13 protein-coding genes are annotated in these 15,410 nt (G+C 45.5%); 8 read left to right on the forward strand and 5 right to left on the reverse strand.

The window, feature by feature from the left end; all coding sequences use genetic code 11:
* Positions 1–70: 70 nt before the first annotated feature.
* Positions 71–730 carry a pyridoxamine 5'-phosphate oxidase family protein gene (locus tag LRP49_RS02875; RefSeq protein WP_274140060.1) on the forward strand — a complete coding sequence of 220 codons (660 nt, stop codon included), beginning with the start codon at positions 71–73 and terminating at the stop codon, positions 728–730.
* A gap of 90 nt (positions 731–820) precedes the next feature.
* Entirely contained in the window at positions 821–1,714 is an 894-nt protein-coding gene (locus tag LRP49_RS02880) for an aspartoacylase (protein WP_274140061.1), read from the forward strand.
* A gap of 80 nt (positions 1,715–1,794) precedes the next feature.
* On the opposite strand, the gene LRP49_RS02885 is transcribed toward LRP49_RS02880, so the two are convergent.
* Together LRP49_RS02885 and LRP49_RS02890 are read right to left on the reverse strand one after the other, a co-directional pair.
* Positions 1,795–3,978 carry a hypothetical protein gene (locus LRP49_RS02885; protein WP_274140062.1) on the reverse strand — a complete coding sequence of 728 codons (2,184 nt, stop codon included), beginning with the start codon at positions 3,976–3,978 and terminating at the stop codon, positions 1,795–1,797.
* The gene (locus LRP49_RS02890; protein ID WP_274140063.1) at positions 3,965–4,114 is read right to left on the reverse strand and encodes a hypothetical protein; all 150 of its coding nucleotides are present in this window, start codon (positions 4,112–4,114) and stop codon (positions 3,965–3,967) included. Before LRP49_RS02890 ends, LRP49_RS02885 begins: the two co-directional genes overlap by 14 nt.
* 639 nt (positions 4,115–4,753) lie before the next feature.
* Here LRP49_RS02890 and LRP49_RS02895 point away from each other — a divergent pair.
* A complete protein-coding gene (locus LRP49_RS02895; protein ID WP_274140099.1) occupies positions 4,754–6,175 on the forward strand; it encodes a lactate dehydrogenase in 1,422 nt (473 codons plus the stop codon).
* A gap of 73 nt (positions 6,176–6,248) precedes the next feature.
* Here LRP49_RS02895 and LRP49_RS02900 read toward each other — a convergent pair whose 3' ends face one another.
* The gene (locus LRP49_RS02900) at positions 6,249–6,578 is read right to left on the reverse strand and encodes a MaoP family protein (protein ID WP_274140064.1); all 330 of its coding nucleotides are present in this window, start codon (positions 6,576–6,578) and stop codon (positions 6,249–6,251) included.
* 595 nt (positions 6,579–7,173) lie between these two features.
* Between LRP49_RS02900 and LRP49_RS02905 the strand changes: the two genes are divergently transcribed.
* Positions 7,174–7,332: a hypothetical protein gene (locus LRP49_RS02905; RefSeq protein WP_274140065.1), complete on the forward strand. Its 159-nt coding sequence runs from the start codon at positions 7,174–7,176 to the stop codon at positions 7,330–7,332.
* A 233-nt stretch (positions 7,333–7,565) separates the two neighbouring features.
* Positions 7,566–7,862, forward strand: a complete 297-nt coding sequence (locus LRP49_RS02910) for an ArsR/SmtB family transcription factor (RefSeq protein ID WP_274140066.1) — start codon at positions 7,566–7,568, stop codon at positions 7,860–7,862.
* 49 nt (positions 7,863–7,911) lie between these two features.
* Here the strand turns inward: LRP49_RS02910 and nagZ are convergent, their stop codons facing one another.
* Complete coding sequence (nagZ, locus tag LRP49_RS02915; protein ID WP_274140068.1) at positions 7,912–8,916, reverse strand: beta-N-acetylhexosaminidase; 1,005 nt, start codon at positions 8,914–8,916, stop codon at positions 7,912–7,914.
* 151 nt (positions 8,917–9,067) lie between these two features.
* On the opposite strand from nagZ, the gene LRP49_RS02920 reads away from it, so the two are divergent.
* Positions 9,068–10,162, forward strand: coding sequence for an anhydro-N-acetylmuramic acid kinase (locus LRP49_RS02920; RefSeq protein WP_274140100.1), 1,095 nt, complete (start codon positions 9,068–9,070; stop codon positions 10,160–10,162).
* Here LRP49_RS02920 and LRP49_RS02925 read toward each other — a convergent pair.
* Positions 10,150–12,705, reverse strand: a complete 2,556-nt coding sequence (locus LRP49_RS02925; RefSeq protein ID WP_274140069.1) for an EAL domain-containing protein — start codon at positions 12,703–12,705, stop codon at positions 10,150–10,152. The two genes, LRP49_RS02920 and LRP49_RS02925, sit on opposite strands and share 13 nt — an antisense overlap.
* A gap of 333 nt (positions 12,706–13,038) precedes the next feature.
* On the opposite strand from LRP49_RS02925, the gene LRP49_RS02930 reads away from it, so the two are divergent.
* On the forward strand, positions 13,039–14,034 hold the full coding sequence (locus tag LRP49_RS02930) for a sugar-binding transcriptional regulator (protein WP_274140070.1): 996 nt from the start codon (positions 13,039–13,041) through the stop codon (positions 14,032–14,034).
* Between the two features lie 277 nt (positions 14,035–14,311).
* On the forward strand, positions 14,312–15,262 hold the full coding sequence (gene tal, locus LRP49_RS02935; protein WP_274140071.1) for a transaldolase: 951 nt from the start codon (positions 14,312–14,314) through the stop codon (positions 15,260–15,262).
* The last annotated feature ends 148 nt before the right edge of the window (positions 15,263–15,410 follow it).

The raw sequence follows: 15,410 nt of genomic DNA on the forward strand, positions 1-15,410 counted from the left end.
TGGTTCTATTTAAGGTGCCACTCTTTTCGTAAATTGCAAGAAACAGGAAAACAAAGACAAGGAATGTGCGATGTCTATCAGCCAAACTGCGCGAACTAAACTCAACAAAGCCGCCCACAAAGGTGTCAATGACCAAGAAACGCTGTACGCAATCATTGATGAGTCCAAGATGGCTCACGTTGCAATCCACGATCATCGAGGACCAACGGTCATCCCTATGCTGGTATGGCGCATTGACGACAATCTGTATATTCATGGCGCGAAAAACAGCCCGTTAATGAAACACCTACGAAAAGGCGAGGACTGTTGTCTGACATTCACACTGTTTGATGGTTGGGTGCTTGCACGTTCTGCATTCCATCACAGCGCGCACTATCGTTGTGCCATGGTATTTGGTTGTTTTGAACGCATTGAAAGCAATCAACAGAAATCGGATGCACTGGATGCTTTCCTCGAACAAATTGCCCCCGGACGAAGCCTTGAAGCAAGGCCTGGCAACGAAAAAGAGCTCACTGCGACCGAATTACTCGTTATGCCTATTCAAGAGACATCCGTCAAAGTAGGTCGCCACGGTGTGAATGATGATTTGGCTGACATGAAGTTGGATGTGTGGGCCGGTGTGTTGCCGTATCGAACCGTCGTAGGCCCGCTGATCGATGCGCCGGACTTAGAAACCACAACCAAACCCGATTATTCGAGCGCTTATGGAAAGCGGTGGTCAGACGAATAAAATTTATGCATTCCTCATGTTGTTTTAAGCACTTGGGGAATGCTTACCTCCCTGATATATTGAGCCTTCGTCTATCAGGAGAGGACAAGGATGAAAACATTTAATCGGGTAGCCATTGTCGGCGGTACTCATGGGAACGAATTTAGTGGTGTTTACTTATTAAAGAAATGGCAATCATCACCTGCAACTATTCGCCGCGCTACCTTTGAAACTGAAACCCTTTTTGGCAATCCTAATGCGCACCGAGATAACAAACGTTACCTTGATTGCGATCTAAACCGTCAGTTTCTCCTTCACGATCTCGCTGACCCAGAACTGGGCAATTACGAGCAAAGCCGCGCAAAAGCCATTAACTTACAGTTGGGCCCGAAAGGCAATGCACGTACCGATCTGATCATCGATCTCCATAACACCACCAGCAATATGGGTCCAACACTGATATTGCTAAAAGCCGATGCATTCAATACTCAACTCGCCGCTTACGTCGCAGAGCGTATGGAAGATGCGGTGATCTTGTTTGAAGACCACTGCACGGTTGAAGAACACTTTTTCCTCTGCTCAATTGCAGACCAAGGCATCATCATTGAAGTTGGCCCTCAGCCGCAGTCAGTCATCCGCCAAGACGTATTAGATTGGATGGAAGACATGACCTCCCATATTCTCGATTTTGTCGAACTGTTTAATAACAACGAAGTACCTGAACTGCCTGATACCATTTCAGCATATCGTTACACAGAAACACTCAAATTGCCTGAAGATGAAAATGGCGAACGTATCGGTATGGTGCATAAAAACGTCCAAGACGCCGACTTCACCCCCTTACGAAATGGTGACCCGATTTATACGTTGTTTTCTGGCGAAGAAATATGCTGGGACGGTGATTACGAAGCCTACCCACACTTCATCAATGAGGCCGCTTACTACGACAACAACCTCGCCATGTCGCTAGGTAAAAAAGTAGAAATAGCGGTTATTAAAAATTAAGACTCGTCGCGCAACAGCAAGACAAGCAAAAAAGTGCCGCTATAAATAGCGGCACTTTTTGTTTTGCAAACTGAGGCGAACTATTGCGTTTCACCAGCAATCACTGAAGGATCACCCTCAACAATTGGCATGTCACCAATATCTGCATCACCCACGATTGAGGTCGGCACGTCGACCGCTGGGTCTGACAATGTCAGCGTGGTGCACTGGCCTGCAGCGGCTTGCATCGTTTGCTCAATCTCTCTTGCCTTGATGGCATATTGATTGGCTGGCCCCATAAGTACACCATCATTTAAGGAAAAACTCGGCAGATATCTGTCGCCGTCCTGTGCCATCGGGACTCCCCAAAAATCGCCATTCCCGCCATAGTTAATCAAGTAGGTTTGCCCAGCATAAACGCCCGCAGAACCAGACCTGTCATTGGCGTTGTTGTGCGTGTAAGCAAACTGAAGCGGCTTTTCAAAACTAACAATGTTGTCACTAGCATCTTTCACGGCAGTGAGTTGATTCCAGTTTTGTAAGCCCGTCTCCCAAACGTAGTACTCCGTGGTGATCGCGGGATCATACACGTCATAGCTATTGCTAACGGTAGACAACACCATGGGCCCGCTGCGAACGCCCCAACTATGGGGTGTGGAATTGATGTTACTTTGAGTCAATGATGCGTTGTATCTGACAGGCTCACTGCTGTTCACACTCACCAATGTCAGCGCATTGCCGCCCGACGTACTGAATGTATATTGGTGTGGGCCACTGGCTGTTTCAAATGGGCTGTTTGAGCCAGTCCAGTTCGTTAAATCACTGAGATCAAACGTCCCGATTGGACAATTATCGTAACAATAGAGCGTTACCGACCCGCCATTAAGCAACTCTCCACTGCCTGTCTCGCTGCCATTAATGAAGGTCTGTTCGTAATATGTCAGAGAAGCATTCCCTTCCAGAAACTTCACTTCTCCGCCCAGTTGCTCTGAGTACATGTAAAGTGAGTCATTGGTAGAAAGAGATATAAGCGTCGGCCCAAATGCGGTGATAGTCGGTCCATTCTGGCCCCAACTTAGCTTGCCTGTCTTATAAAAGCCGTCTGACCCCACACCATCCTGCGCCGCGGTATAATACTTCACAACCCATTGATCGAAGCTGGAATCACTAAATACACTGCTGTCCCAATACGAGAAGCTGATGCCTCGGGCATTCGACAATGCGAGCGTATTCACCGTGTTTTTTATTAGGCGGCCAGGCGCCGTCATCACGGTGTATTGTCGAACGACCCCATTATCATCTCTCACAATCGTCTCGCCATTTGTTACGGCTCCCTCGACCTCCGTCCAGATTCCCCAATATCCGACATACCCGTAACTGTCGTAGGTGCCATTGTTCGCACTGGAATATTTCATCGGGAAACCAGCATTTACGTCAATTTGAGCTCCCGTAGACGCGTTGTAAAGATCATACCGATACACAAAGCTATTAAACTGTGTTCGGCTTAAACACGTGCCGCTGTTGTTACCTGACTTATAGGGAAGCGCATCAAAGTTAGCGGCATTTTGAAGTAGTACATTGCCTGAATTAAATGTCAGTGCATACGCTCCACTTTGACTGGACGAGGTCAAGGCCGTCCCTTCTGAGCGATCAGAAGACATCACCACGCTCGCGCTTTGCGTATAGGTAGAGACCCCGTGTTGACTACTTTCATAAAGCGTAAATCCAATCGAATCTTCTAGCCCACTCAACGTAATGACTTCCCCACCACCTTTGGGGGTGAGATTGGTAAAGTTATCAAAGAACGAAAAGTTAAACGTGAATTGACCAAAAGGATTGGTATCTGATGCGCCCTCGGTGATAACCGCTTTGAATTTTATCGCTTGTTCGTCATCGCCAGTCGCCATCTCAGGTAACCAAACATTCACGATCAAGGGGGCCGAGTCAGAGGCTCTGGTTACCTCAGCAACCGCTTTCAAGTAAGAGGGGGTGTTTGCAGCACCTGATGATTGACCCGTTGACCCATCATTAGAATCGTCAAAACAACTTGCTTCATCTGCCAGTACCAAATAAGGCCCGGCATTCGCGAATTCAGTGACATTAAATTGTGCCGTAAAGCAAAGGATGCTGTTCACAAGTTCAATGGGTTCCAATGCTTCATTCCAAACATACGTTTTTTGGCTAGCATTTGTGTATTCTGTACCCACATCATTAAATGCCGCATGCCCAACAACTGGCAATGATGATGCTACGATGCCCAACCATTTCGCATTAATCGTTTTCATTGGTCACTACCTCCAGTTGTTGAGGCAACTGCAAGCTGGATGTTGACGTTGATGCCGAATCGCTATCGCTACAGCCCGACACCAGCCCCACAAACAGGTAAAAAAATGCGAATTTCAGATAGTTAAGCTTGCTCATACTTCCCCCTTGCATAAGGCATTTCATATTAGAGACAAGTGATCATTAATAGAGACGCCGTTTAAGCTTAGTTTTAGTGGGGATAATTAAAAGCGGAGAAAAACCTGATTTACTAGACATGCAAAAAAACGCATATCCTTATGACAAACAGGGAAAATAAATCACAATCAGAAAAGATCGCCTGTTTTTTCCTGTCTAGATATTAACAAGTTAGGCGAATGACACGACTGAAAAATACTGTGCATCCTCTTCCAATAAGAAGATCTATATCACCTTATAAACACAAATGGTAAACTATGGCCATTTGGAACACCTAAATAGTAACGTTTGTGATCATGATCCGCTGAATGAGGGTTGCCCTTCCATAGACTGTTCATTCCGGTATCGACGTTGCCTTCAAAAAACGAAAGCGTTCTCGCCGATCAACAACCAACAGACATTGATTAAATTTTATCTTTGGGTGGAATTTAAGGTGCAAATAATTGAGGAGGATTGGTGTCGCCAGGCAAACTACCGTCGACAGCAGATGGATCAGAACTCAACGGTTGCAAGCTTATGCCGACCCAGCAAACCCAAATTGAGAGTGTGGAGACGCTTCTCCAACCTATCGATTTCGGGGGTGCTATCGGTTTCGCTTCAATGAATCATTGTAAAACATTGGCGTGTCGAAACTTTGGTTTGAGTGATAAGAAGTATTACCTTCTTCAAGTAACTGATCCCTCTCGTCCCGAATTAGTTTGTCGAGAGTGTGGTGCCTTTCCTCCTCTCCTCAATAACAGTGCATTGCTTGAAGAACTGAATCGGTCAAAAGAACAAGATTCGGCGAGCCTTGCTGCATGTTCAAACCAAGCATGTCCGTCATGCAATAAACCCGTATTAACACACCGAGAGCTATACCATGCTTTTGGATATAGCGGTGAAAGGCAGCGATATCGCTGCAAGCATTGCCAGTCGACCTTCGTTGATAAGTGGTCCAATGCGAACCCAAAACTCGATATACAACAAAAGCTATTGGGTCTTGTGTTTACAGGGCATGCAGTCAGAGAAATTTGTCGAAAGCTCGCCATCAATCCAAAAACCTTCTATGACCATTTGGATCAAATCGCCCTACGTTGTCGAAACAAGTTGGCAACGGTTGATGCCCGCTTCGTGCAAATGTGCAATTCAACACCAATGGCTTCTACCCTTGCCCCCTTGCAACCGAGTAGTAAAAATGGCGTTAACTGGCTGGCAACGGGTGACGCAAAACATGGATACGTTTTTCAGCAAAGCCTGAATTATGCCGCAGACGAGATGCCGCCCGATGACAGCAATGACACTATCGCGAAGCGCAGCCGACTCATGCCCAACGCTTTTGACACACAGATTGAGGCTAACGTAGCGACACCTAAGGATTTACTTGAGCGCGTAAACACAAAATACAGTGAAGTGTTGTCACGAAAAAATGTCGAAGACCCCTACACCAAACCTATTGATGTTACATACCCTTCAACAGGCAGCTTAATAAGGCCTCAATACACGACATACGCACATTTTCTGCGTATCGCAGAGAGCACTATTGATTGGGATTCCATCACTCTGTATTTGCCGCAAGAACCTTTGTTACGTTCCGCAATTGTTTCCGTGTTTAAAGACAGAATGGAAGAACGAACGTGCCATCCTATCTACGTGGAACAAAACGCAAATTGGATAGAACCAAACTCTTCTGAAACCGTTGATATCGTTTTGTTGAGTTGGTGGAGAGATCGATGGGCGTTCACTAAAATAGGTGTTGGTAGCAAAGGTATTTGCCACTTAGGAAGGGAAACAAACAACGAACGTTATTGGCTGGAAAAAGCATCAACTGAACAATTGGAAGACTACCAGTCACGCTTTCATCTGTGTTTTAAAAGCGTTATAGACGAACCGAGGCGTCGCCGTCGCCCAGGAGGCTTGCTACCTCTGCTCGACATTTATCGTGCATGGAACAACCTCTGCCATCAAAACAGTGACGGATTTACGCCAGCTCAGGCTCTCGGACTCGCGAGAAAACCCTATTCACTCGCCGATTTATTGAGCTAAATCCAGCCATTTAATTAGACCAATAATAAAAAAAGCGAACACAATGTTCGCTTTTTTTCAGCCTACTCGATGACTATTCGTCCGCTTCTGCTTCTGAGTAATCTTCAGCTGCGCCGTTACGAGACGTAGAACACAGGTTGTATACCACGTGTTTATGGTTGATTTCTTTCAAATATTTCAACCAGCAATGTGCATATTGTGACTCTGCGGCACGACGACCGTTCACTTCATCAACAAATTTCTGCTGTTCTGCATCTTGTGGAACCATCGTACCTTCAAACAAGGCTTTCATAGTACGGCCACTGGTTTCCAAAAGTTGCGATTCCTTGATAGTAAAATAGCCGGATCGAGCGAAACCTTTTGGAAAATGCCTGTCATCAAAAAACTTTTGACCACTAAACATTATTGAGCTCCTTAACCAATTTGCGCAATATTTTTCATTAAACCATTAAGGTGTAAAGCAAAATATTGTTAATCTGACGATAAAGAAAATTAATGCTTCATTCGCTTTATAGCGACGTTTTTCCATTCTGTCGAGCTTTTGAACACCTATTTCTTATCTCATTTATAAGCCAAAATAGTCAATAAATTCGTGCAGGTCGAGTACACAATGAGTAAATCATTGTAACAATGTGAAAAGCGTCATTATTCAATAATTCGTTGCGCTTCAGATCTCAAATTTTCGGGCTGAAGCCCATACTGGCTTACAATGCAGCAACATTTTCATATCCAAACGAATGTAAAAATGGAACTGTCTGGCTTTTTTTGTTCTTCATCTATTTTTCTAATCACAATGGACGAATTTTTTCGTTTTATTTAATCTGCATGCTGAGCTTATGCTTGAAACGCATGTGGCGTCACAATGATGAAAATATAAATTCATTAAATTGTCATCGCGCTTACGCTATATTTCCCTTGAAGTAATTTGGTGAAATATACGCAATAGAAACACCTAACAGTTTTCTTTACACAACAGTTAAATGGACAGGGTAAATAAGATGGCCAAGTGGGATCAGTGGCTGAAAAGTGACTCGAACAAAAAAGAAAAGTTTCATTCTAAATTCAATGATGACTTTGACGACAAACCTCAACGAGACAAGAAGCGTCGCAAGCCGCGTTCTAGTCGTCCTACCCACGAGGAATACCCATTCGATTGATAAAGCCACGTCTACGTTGATAATCAGTACTGACAAAACGTAAACCAAACGCTCAGTCATACATAGAATGTACCTTAGAAAAACGTCACATTCTTTGTATCCTGAGCGTTTTTGATTCGATGCCCTTACCCCCAACCCATTGATGACCCGCCGTCTACATTTTCTCTAGTGACCATACTCATAGTTAGTTACTTCTGGTAATATCGAAATGTTCACCAACAGAGACCCAAAAAATGGACATTGAATCAGCCGCGAAGGCTTTAAAAGAACTCGGACATCCCACCCGTCTAACCATATTTAAACGCTTGGTAAAAGCTGGGCACAACGGCATTGCTGTGGGTGTGGTTCAAGAGGAGCTGGCGATCCCCGGCTCGACGCTTTCACACCACTTATCAGGCTTGATGTCCGCAGGCTTAATCACGCAGCGTAGAGAAGGCCGAGTGCTCTATTGCACGCCTGAATACGACAAACTCGAAGGCGTGCTTACCTTTCTTCGCGACGAATGCTGCCGCGATGAGAGCCACGCATAAAAAAGGCAAGGTTAAACCTTGCCTTTCATTTTAAATTCGCAGCACCTAACTAACCCTGACGCGATAGCCACTCCGCGTTATATGCCTCAATTCGCTTACTAACACCTTTCCATTTCTGAGTCGCTTTTAATTCTTTTACAGAAAAAGATTGCTGCTTCATAAGAGTTGCTGCTTGGGGTACATCTGAAATCGGTAAGCCATCAATCGCTTCGATGGTTGATTGTCGGTTATTGCACATAAGCAACATATCACAGCCAGCCGCTAATGCTTGGCGACATCTCTCAGCCGGCCCACCCATCACGGTTGCACCTTCCATACTCAAATCATCAGAGAAGATAATACCTTTAAAGCCCAGCTTCTCACGCAAAATGGATTTTAGCCAATAAGAAGAACCACTCGCAGGCAACGAGTCAAAATGTGGATAAATGACATGAGCTGGCATCATCGCATCTAGCGTTCCCGCATCTATTTGCGCTTTAAAGATAGCCATGTCTTCTTCGAACAACGTTGTTCTATCATCGATCGGGCTTTCAAAGTGAGAATCTGCCAGTACAGCACCGTGTCCGGGGAAATGCTTGCCTGTTGTCGACATGCCAGCATCTTTCATGCCCATCATATAGGCACTCGAATAACGGAGAACCGTGTCGGTGTCGTCACCAAAAGCACGGCTACCGATTGCCTTACAATCAAAACCGCGATCGAGCACTGGCGCAAAGCTTAAATCAATATTGTGTGCTATCAGTTCGGCTGCCATCAACCAACCGGATTCACGCGCTATTTGCTCTCCGTTGTCCATCAATGCGTATGATTGCGCAGGTGGGATCAAACTGAATTGTTCACGGAACCTCTGAACCCTGCCGCCCTCCTGATCAACACCAATTAGAATTGGGCGTTTAGCCGCTTTTCTCACGGAGTCATTCAGCGCAGTCAGTTGCGAACTGTCGTGATAATTGCGAGCGAACAAAATGACGCCCCCAACGAGTGGGTGTTCAAGCAGTTCTCGCTCTTCCGCATCCAGCTCACAGCCTTCAAGATCAAGCCACAATGGCCCCATGGTGCTCTCCTGTCATTTTCGAAATCTGTGCGACATATTACGTTGAGTCGCACACTCTAGAAAGAGCACTTTATAAATTGATATTGGAATTGCTAATCCTATGAGAAACTTACGCGTATATAGACGCCAACTCTGAGGTGAAATTGTGAGCATTTATATCGGCATAATGTCGGGAACAAGTCTTGATGGTATTGATATGGTCGCCGCCGAATTTACCAATAATGATATCCGTGTACTTAACCAGTCTATGTACCCTTTCCCCTCAGAGCTCGTAGAGAAACTGATTGCGCTCAGCCAAGGTGCTTCGGTGACGCTAGAAGAAGTAGGTACTATCGACCATTTCCTTGGCGTGACCTACGCGAAGGCAGTCAATCGCTTCTTAGATGAGCACAACCTATCCGCAGACGCCATCACAGCTATTGGGTGCCATGGCCAAACCGTTTTCCATAAGCCTGATGGTGACATGCGATTCACCATGCAGCTGGGAGATGCCAATATCATTGCTGCTCAAACAGGGATTACAACGGTTGCAGATTTCCGACGTAAAGACATGGCCTTGGGTGGTCAAGGTGCCCCTCTAGTCCCCGCCTTTCATAAAGGCCTCTTTTCCAATCCAAATCTCTGTCGTGTCATACTCAACATTGGCGGTATAGCTAACATTTCCGTGCTCGAACCTGGCAAGCCTGTTATTGGCTATGATACGGGCCCTGGCAATATGCTCATGGACAGCTGGATTAAGCAGCACAAGGGGCAACCCTACGACCATGACGGCTTGTGGGCGGCGTCAGGTGAGGTGGATGAAACACTGCTCAAGCAAATGTTGTCCGAGCACTATTTTGAGCGTTTAGCCCCTAAAAGTACGGGCAGAGAACTATTCCACGCAGGTTGGCTGAAACAGCAACTACGCAAATTCGACACAGAAATTAGCATTGAGAGCGTTCAAGCGACACTGCTGGCTCTTACCGCCCAATCTATAACAAATGATGTTTCTAAGTACCCGGCAGGCGAGTTATTAGTCTGTGGAGGCGGAGCAAAGAATAAGGCGTTGATGACAATGCTTCAGCGTTTACTTCCTGCATGGCAGGTAATGACCACTGACGACAGAGGTGTCGACGGTGACTCCATGGAAGCACTGGCATTTGCTTGGTTAGCCAAACAAGCCGTCGAAGCAAAGCCAGGAAATCTCACCGAAGTAACAGGCGCGAGCCGACAATGTCGACTCGGTGCAATTTACTACCCAGATTGAGAATCTCGACGCATACGATTCGTCGGCGTGGGCAACTGACTGCTGGTCCGTTTTAAATATATCAAATACTGACTGAAGCTAAGGGGTCGAGAGTAATGGTAGCCTTGAGCGATATCGACCCCATATCTTTTCAAAATGGACACTGTTTCCAAATCTTCTACACCTTCAGCAACCACCATCAAACCCAATGATTTCGCCATTTCAGTGGTTGCCCTAACGATGTTTTGCTGGCGAGGACTACTGATTAACGATTGAATGAAACCACGGTCTATCTTCAACTCAGTAAATTGGAGCTGAGAAAGGTAGTTTAATGATGAGTATCCTGTTCCATAATCATCGATAGACACCTCAATATCGAATTCAGACAACTTCTCAATGACTTCATGCAAGCGGTCATAATCGGATACCAACGTCGACTCGGTAAGTTCGAGAGACAATAGCCCCGTAGGAACGCGATAGTTATTCGCTAATTCACATATTCTGTCTACCAAGTTCGGAATCGCAATATCTGAGGCGCTGACATTAATTGACAGACGACGGCTATACCCCATTTCGATAAGCTTACTTTGCTGGAAGAACGCGCGTCTAATAACCCACATAGTCAGGTCATTGATTAGTCCGACTTCTTCAGCAAGCTTTACAAACACATCAGGAGAAATATGGCCGTACTTGGGGTGCTCCCATCGCAACAGCACTTCTGACCCGTGGATTGCGCCAGTTCTTAGGTCAATTTGAGGCTGGTGAAAAAGTGATAACTCATCGTTCTCAATGGCTTTTTTCAAATCCGCCACCAGTGACATATTGAGAGTATGATTAAAGTTATCCAGGCAGTCATAAGCATTGACTTTCTTCTCAATGAGCGATGTTTCCGTCACCGCCTGCAACGCTTTATTCACCAGTAAATCTGCCTGATTTCCATCCTTAGGAAAGATACTCATACCCGCAGTGCCCTGCGCCCGAATGCTATAGTTGTTTAGCTCAATATAGCCATCCACCTCATCAATAATACTGGACACAAACAGAGAGACTTCTTCTTCCTTCGCGGACAGAACGATAAAACCAAAGCTCCCCTCCTTCAGACACGCCACGCGATGGGTAATTTTACTGGTCCGTTCAAGAATCTGAATATCATCACTGTCCAGAGCAAGCGTCAGTCGATCACATATCGCTTTGACAAATTTCGCTTTTTCTTCAGCTGACATATACGGCGATAGGCTGGCAAATCTGTCGACTTGAAAACAACACAGCGTAAACGCTTTCCCCCTGCCCATCAGCCTAGCGATAACCTGATTAAGCACATTCAAATTTGGCAACATTGATACGGCATCATGAGTGAGTTGGAAAACAGAATCCTGTCGTTGTTGTCTCACTCGCTCCGCTAACGCAAGAGCCATAAAAATAACGGCAAGTACCGTACCCATCATGAAGGCGTATCGCGTTATTAAGGTGTATTCAATTGTGCCCGTCACCAATAAAGGGGGGAAAACGCCAGATATAATCAGAGGGACCCATGACAAAATAAACATTTTTCCCCAATTCTTTCCTAGCTTCCATCTACGCCAGACCAGCGTTCCGATCAGGCCATAGAATAGAGGCTGGACAGCAATCAGAAAGGTTCCAGATATGTGTTCGGGTAAGAAGAGCGACATGAACATTAAACTGCCCAATATCATCAACCCATAATGCACAACTTGCCTCAATAAACTGGGAGACTTATGAACGCGAAAGTATAGATGCGCAAAAAGAAGAGAAAGAATGAATAGTCCATATGTCAGCGTGACAAGGTTGTTGCTGAAGAATGCCTGTGCTTTTTCAGGAAAGAGGTAGGTACCGAAACCGTGCAGAGCACCCAACTGGATTAAGGCGGTGACCACATACAGCGCATAAACGAGATATACGCGCTCCTTCAGCGAAACAAAAACAGCAAAGGTGTAAATAGCGACAATCCCTAAAATCGCGACAACACCTCCCCACACTAGATGTAAAAGTTGCGTAACTTTGTGAAAGTCATGCTCATCTAACAACCAGATTGGCATCACTGGAACACCCGTCGAACTTACCTTTAGGTAAAGAGTAATTTGTTCCTGCGGGTCAAGTTGGAAATGCACCGCTGGGGGCATGTCTCCAACTTTATATCCTCTTTGTTCGCTGTCACCCAGCTTCCACTGCTCCTTCAATACGCCATCATTGGAGTACATATAGATATCTAGTCTGTCAATTAAAGGCGTATCAAAATAGAGCACTTGGTGCCTATGCTGATCAACATTACTTTTCAGTGCCAGCTTTACCCAATAAGACTTGTAACCAACGTGCCAAGGGATTTCAGACGGATCATCAATTTGGCGGAAAATCGCGGATTCAAGCACATATGAAAGGATATGGCTGTTGCTATTGTCGACAAAATAGCTGTACTTGGCCTCCAGTCCTTCACTTTGAGAGGTTAACTCAGGAAAAAATGAAGAAAATCTGACGGCAGTAAGCCCAAATAACATTGCCAACAGAACGACTGCTGCAATCCAGAGCTTTCGGTTAGGCACCAACATTACATTCCTCACGCATCATGCCTCTTAACATGACGCTCGGAATCTATTTGTGTGCTGAAAAACACATGAATTTGCAAAAAATCCCCTTACAAGAAAATTTAAACAGAACGCGTTAGAAAGAAATCCAAGAAAAAACGCGTTAACACCTTCTCTTTAACCATTATCAACTTAGTTACGTGTGGACACTTTTTCAAACAAACGACGCGTTTATTCGCCAAAAATTCATACTCCATCAACACGCGATAAGTGAACAAATGTTTTCACTCCAAACATTTGTTCACGCATCAGAAAGAACGTAAACTGTTCATGCCTCCAAACGAACGAGAAACATAAATGATTACTTCGCGGACCTTGAGCAGCAATTTTGAAAGCTTGCTGGATGACACTAACTTATTGACAGAAATCGCCATTCTCTATTACCAGCAAAACACGACGCAGGAAGAAATCTCAAAGAAGTTTGGCATTAGCCGTGCAAAGGTCAGCAGGTTGCTTCGCCGAGCTCGAGAAGAAGGGATTGTAGAGATATCGGTAAAGTTTCACCCCGTACACAGTGCCCAGCTGGAACAAAGACTGATGGAGCGATTCAATTTAAAACGCGCCCTCATTGCCCTAGATCAACCTAGCGTCCAAGAGCAACGCACCCAAGTCGCCACGCTGGTTTCCTCGTTTTTGGATGGTAGTTTACAGGACGGTATGGTGGTCGCCGTTGGCCAAGGTCAAAACGTCGCTGCTATCGCGGATCACCCTGGCTTGGTCTCTCACCGAAACGCCCGATTTGTCTGCGCAATTGGTGGTACGCACCGAAGCGGTGACATCATCAATGCCGATCACATCTGTCGCCGTCTTGCTAAAAAGTTTGGCGGTTCAAGTGAGACACTGTATGCCCCTGCATACGTCAACACGCCCGCCATTAGAGATGTCTTTATCCACCACCCTAATATTGCAGAAACGCTCAGCCAAGCGCGAAAGGCAGAGTTTGCACTTGTAGGCATTGGTGACATGGACGAAAACAGTCACATGGTCAAATTGGGGTGCTTTTCGGCAAAAGAATTTGTTGAAGCGAGAATCAACGACGGCATCGTTGGCGACATTGGTGGTTTCGATTTTTTCAAACTTGATGGAAGTCGAGCTAACACCTTAATGAGAGACCGCGTTGTGGGGTTGGAAATGGTTGATTTATCAAGAATTCCCAATGTCATTGCAATGGCGAGTGAAAGCAGGAAAGCCTTATCCATTTTGGGAGCGCTTAAAACGGGCACCATTGATGTACTCGCCACCAGTGCAAGTTGCGCCATGGCACTTCTCAATATGGTAGACGCTGAACAATAGTTTAACTGACTGAACATTTGTAACGGCAAAATGCGCGTTTCATCACGTTCAACAGGATTTGTAAATATGGCCAACGGCGGTGAGATCTAGGGAAAAATTCTTGGATCCAGCCGTTGACTTTATGTCTAAAAAACACAAACATGACCATATCATTTGCTCAGGTATGTCGCATTTGTTCAACGCCCGTCACGTTACTGGTGTAGAGGAAAGTTCAATATCGGAGCAGCATCAGGTTGCCTCGCGACCAAAGTGAAACACTCGACAAAAGGTTATGAAGATGAGCACTAAACTTGAACAACTACGCAAGCTCACAACTGTTGTTGCAGATACTGGCGATATCGATGCTATCGCAAAGTACCAACCTCAAGATGCAACCACTAACCCTTCTTTGATTCTTAAAGCTGCCCAAATTCCTGAATATGCACCGTTAATTGACGATGCTATCGCATACGCAAAATCAAAAAGTGACGATATTGAACTCCAAATCGCCGACGCAGGCGATCGTCTGGCAGTCAATATCGGTAAAGAAATTCTTAACGTTATCCCAGGTCGAATTTCGACAGAAGTCGACGCACGTCTTTCTTACGATTTCGAAAACAGTGTGGCGAAAGCACGCAAGCTAATCAGCATGTACAACGAAGCGGGTATCAGCAACGACCGTATCCTGATTAAATTGGCTTCCACTTGGGAAGGCATTCGTGCAGCAGAAGTGCTGGAAAAAGAAGGTATCAACTGTAACCTGACACTGCTGTTCTCATTTGCTCAGGCTCGTGCTTGTGCAGAAGCAGGTGTTTACCTGATTTCTCCTTTCGTTGGCCGCATCATGGACTGGTACAAAGCGCAAGAAGGCCGTGACTTTGAACCAACTGAAGACCCAGGTGTTATCTCTGTCTCAACTATCTATAACTACTACAAAGAGCACGGCTATAACACCGTTGTTATGGGCGCAAGCTTCCGCAACATCGGTGAAATTCTTGAACTCGCAGGTTGTGACCGCCTGACTATCAGCCCACAGCTACTGCAAGAATTGTCTGATGCTGACGGTGAGGTTGTTCAAAAACTTCATGATGACGTAGAAGTTAAAGATCGCCCTGCTCCTATGTCTCACGCTGAATTCCTGTGGGAACATAATTCGGACGCGATGGCTGTCGAGAAGCTGGCTGAAGGTATCCGCAACTTTGCGGTTGACCAAGGCAAACTGGAAGTCATGATCCGCGAGCGTCTGTAAGCGCAAATCACTTTTCTGAAAGCGGCACTATTGCCGCTTTCTCATTTCTTATATGATCCGGCTGAAAAATTCCGGTCCAATAACTCTGATTTAACAAGGTAAGCCCAAGATGGAACGTAAAACTCTTGCCAATGCGATCCGTGCTCTT

This window comes from Enterovibrio qingdaonensis (assembly GCF_028683135.1).
GTDB classification, from domain to species: domain Bacteria; phylum Pseudomonadota; class Gammaproteobacteria; order Enterobacterales; family Vibrionaceae; genus Enterovibrio; species Enterovibrio qingdaonensis.

Excerpts from the sequence above, each read along its gene's own strand:
- LRP49_RS02875 (WP_274140060.1), top strand. The coding sequence starts at position 71 with ATGTCTATCAGCCAAACTGCGCGAACTAAACTCAACAAAGCCGCCCAC.
- LRP49_RS02880 (WP_274140061.1), top strand. The coding sequence starts at position 821 with ATGAAAACATTTAATCGGGTAGCCATTGTCGGCGGTACTCATGGGAAC.
- LRP49_RS02885 (WP_274140062.1), bottom strand. The coding sequence starts at position 3,978 with ATGAAAACGATTAATGCGAAATGGTTGGGCATCGTAGCATCATCATTG.
- LRP49_RS02890 (WP_274140063.1), bottom strand. The coding sequence starts at position 4,114 with ATGAGCAAGCTTAACTATCTGAAATTCGCATTTTTTTACCTGTTTGTG.
- LRP49_RS02895 (WP_274140099.1), top strand. The coding sequence starts at position 4,754 with ATGAATCATTGTAAAACATTGGCGTGTCGAAACTTTGGTTTGAGTGAT.
- LRP49_RS02900 (WP_274140064.1), bottom strand. The coding sequence starts at position 6,578 with ATGTTTAGTGGTCAAAAGTTTTTTGATGACAGGCATTTTCCAAAAGGT.
- LRP49_RS02905 (WP_274140065.1), top strand. The coding sequence starts at position 7,174 with ATGGCCAAGTGGGATCAGTGGCTGAAAAGTGACTCGAACAAAAAAGAA.
- LRP49_RS02910 (WP_274140066.1), top strand. The coding sequence starts at position 7,566 with ATGGACATTGAATCAGCCGCGAAGGCTTTAAAAGAACTCGGACATCCC.
- nagZ (WP_274140068.1), bottom strand. The coding sequence starts at position 8,916 with ATGGGGCCATTGTGGCTTGATCTTGAAGGCTGTGAGCTGGATGCGGAA.
- LRP49_RS02925 (WP_274140069.1), bottom strand. The coding sequence starts at position 12,705 with ATGTTGGTGCCTAACCGAAAGCTCTGGATTGCAGCAGTCGTTCTGTTG.
- LRP49_RS02930 (WP_274140070.1), top strand. The coding sequence starts at position 13,039 with ATGATTACTTCGCGGACCTTGAGCAGCAATTTTGAAAGCTTGCTGGAT.
- tal (WP_274140071.1), top strand. The coding sequence starts at position 14,312 with ATGAGCACTAAACTTGAACAACTACGCAAGCTCACAACTGTTGTTGCA.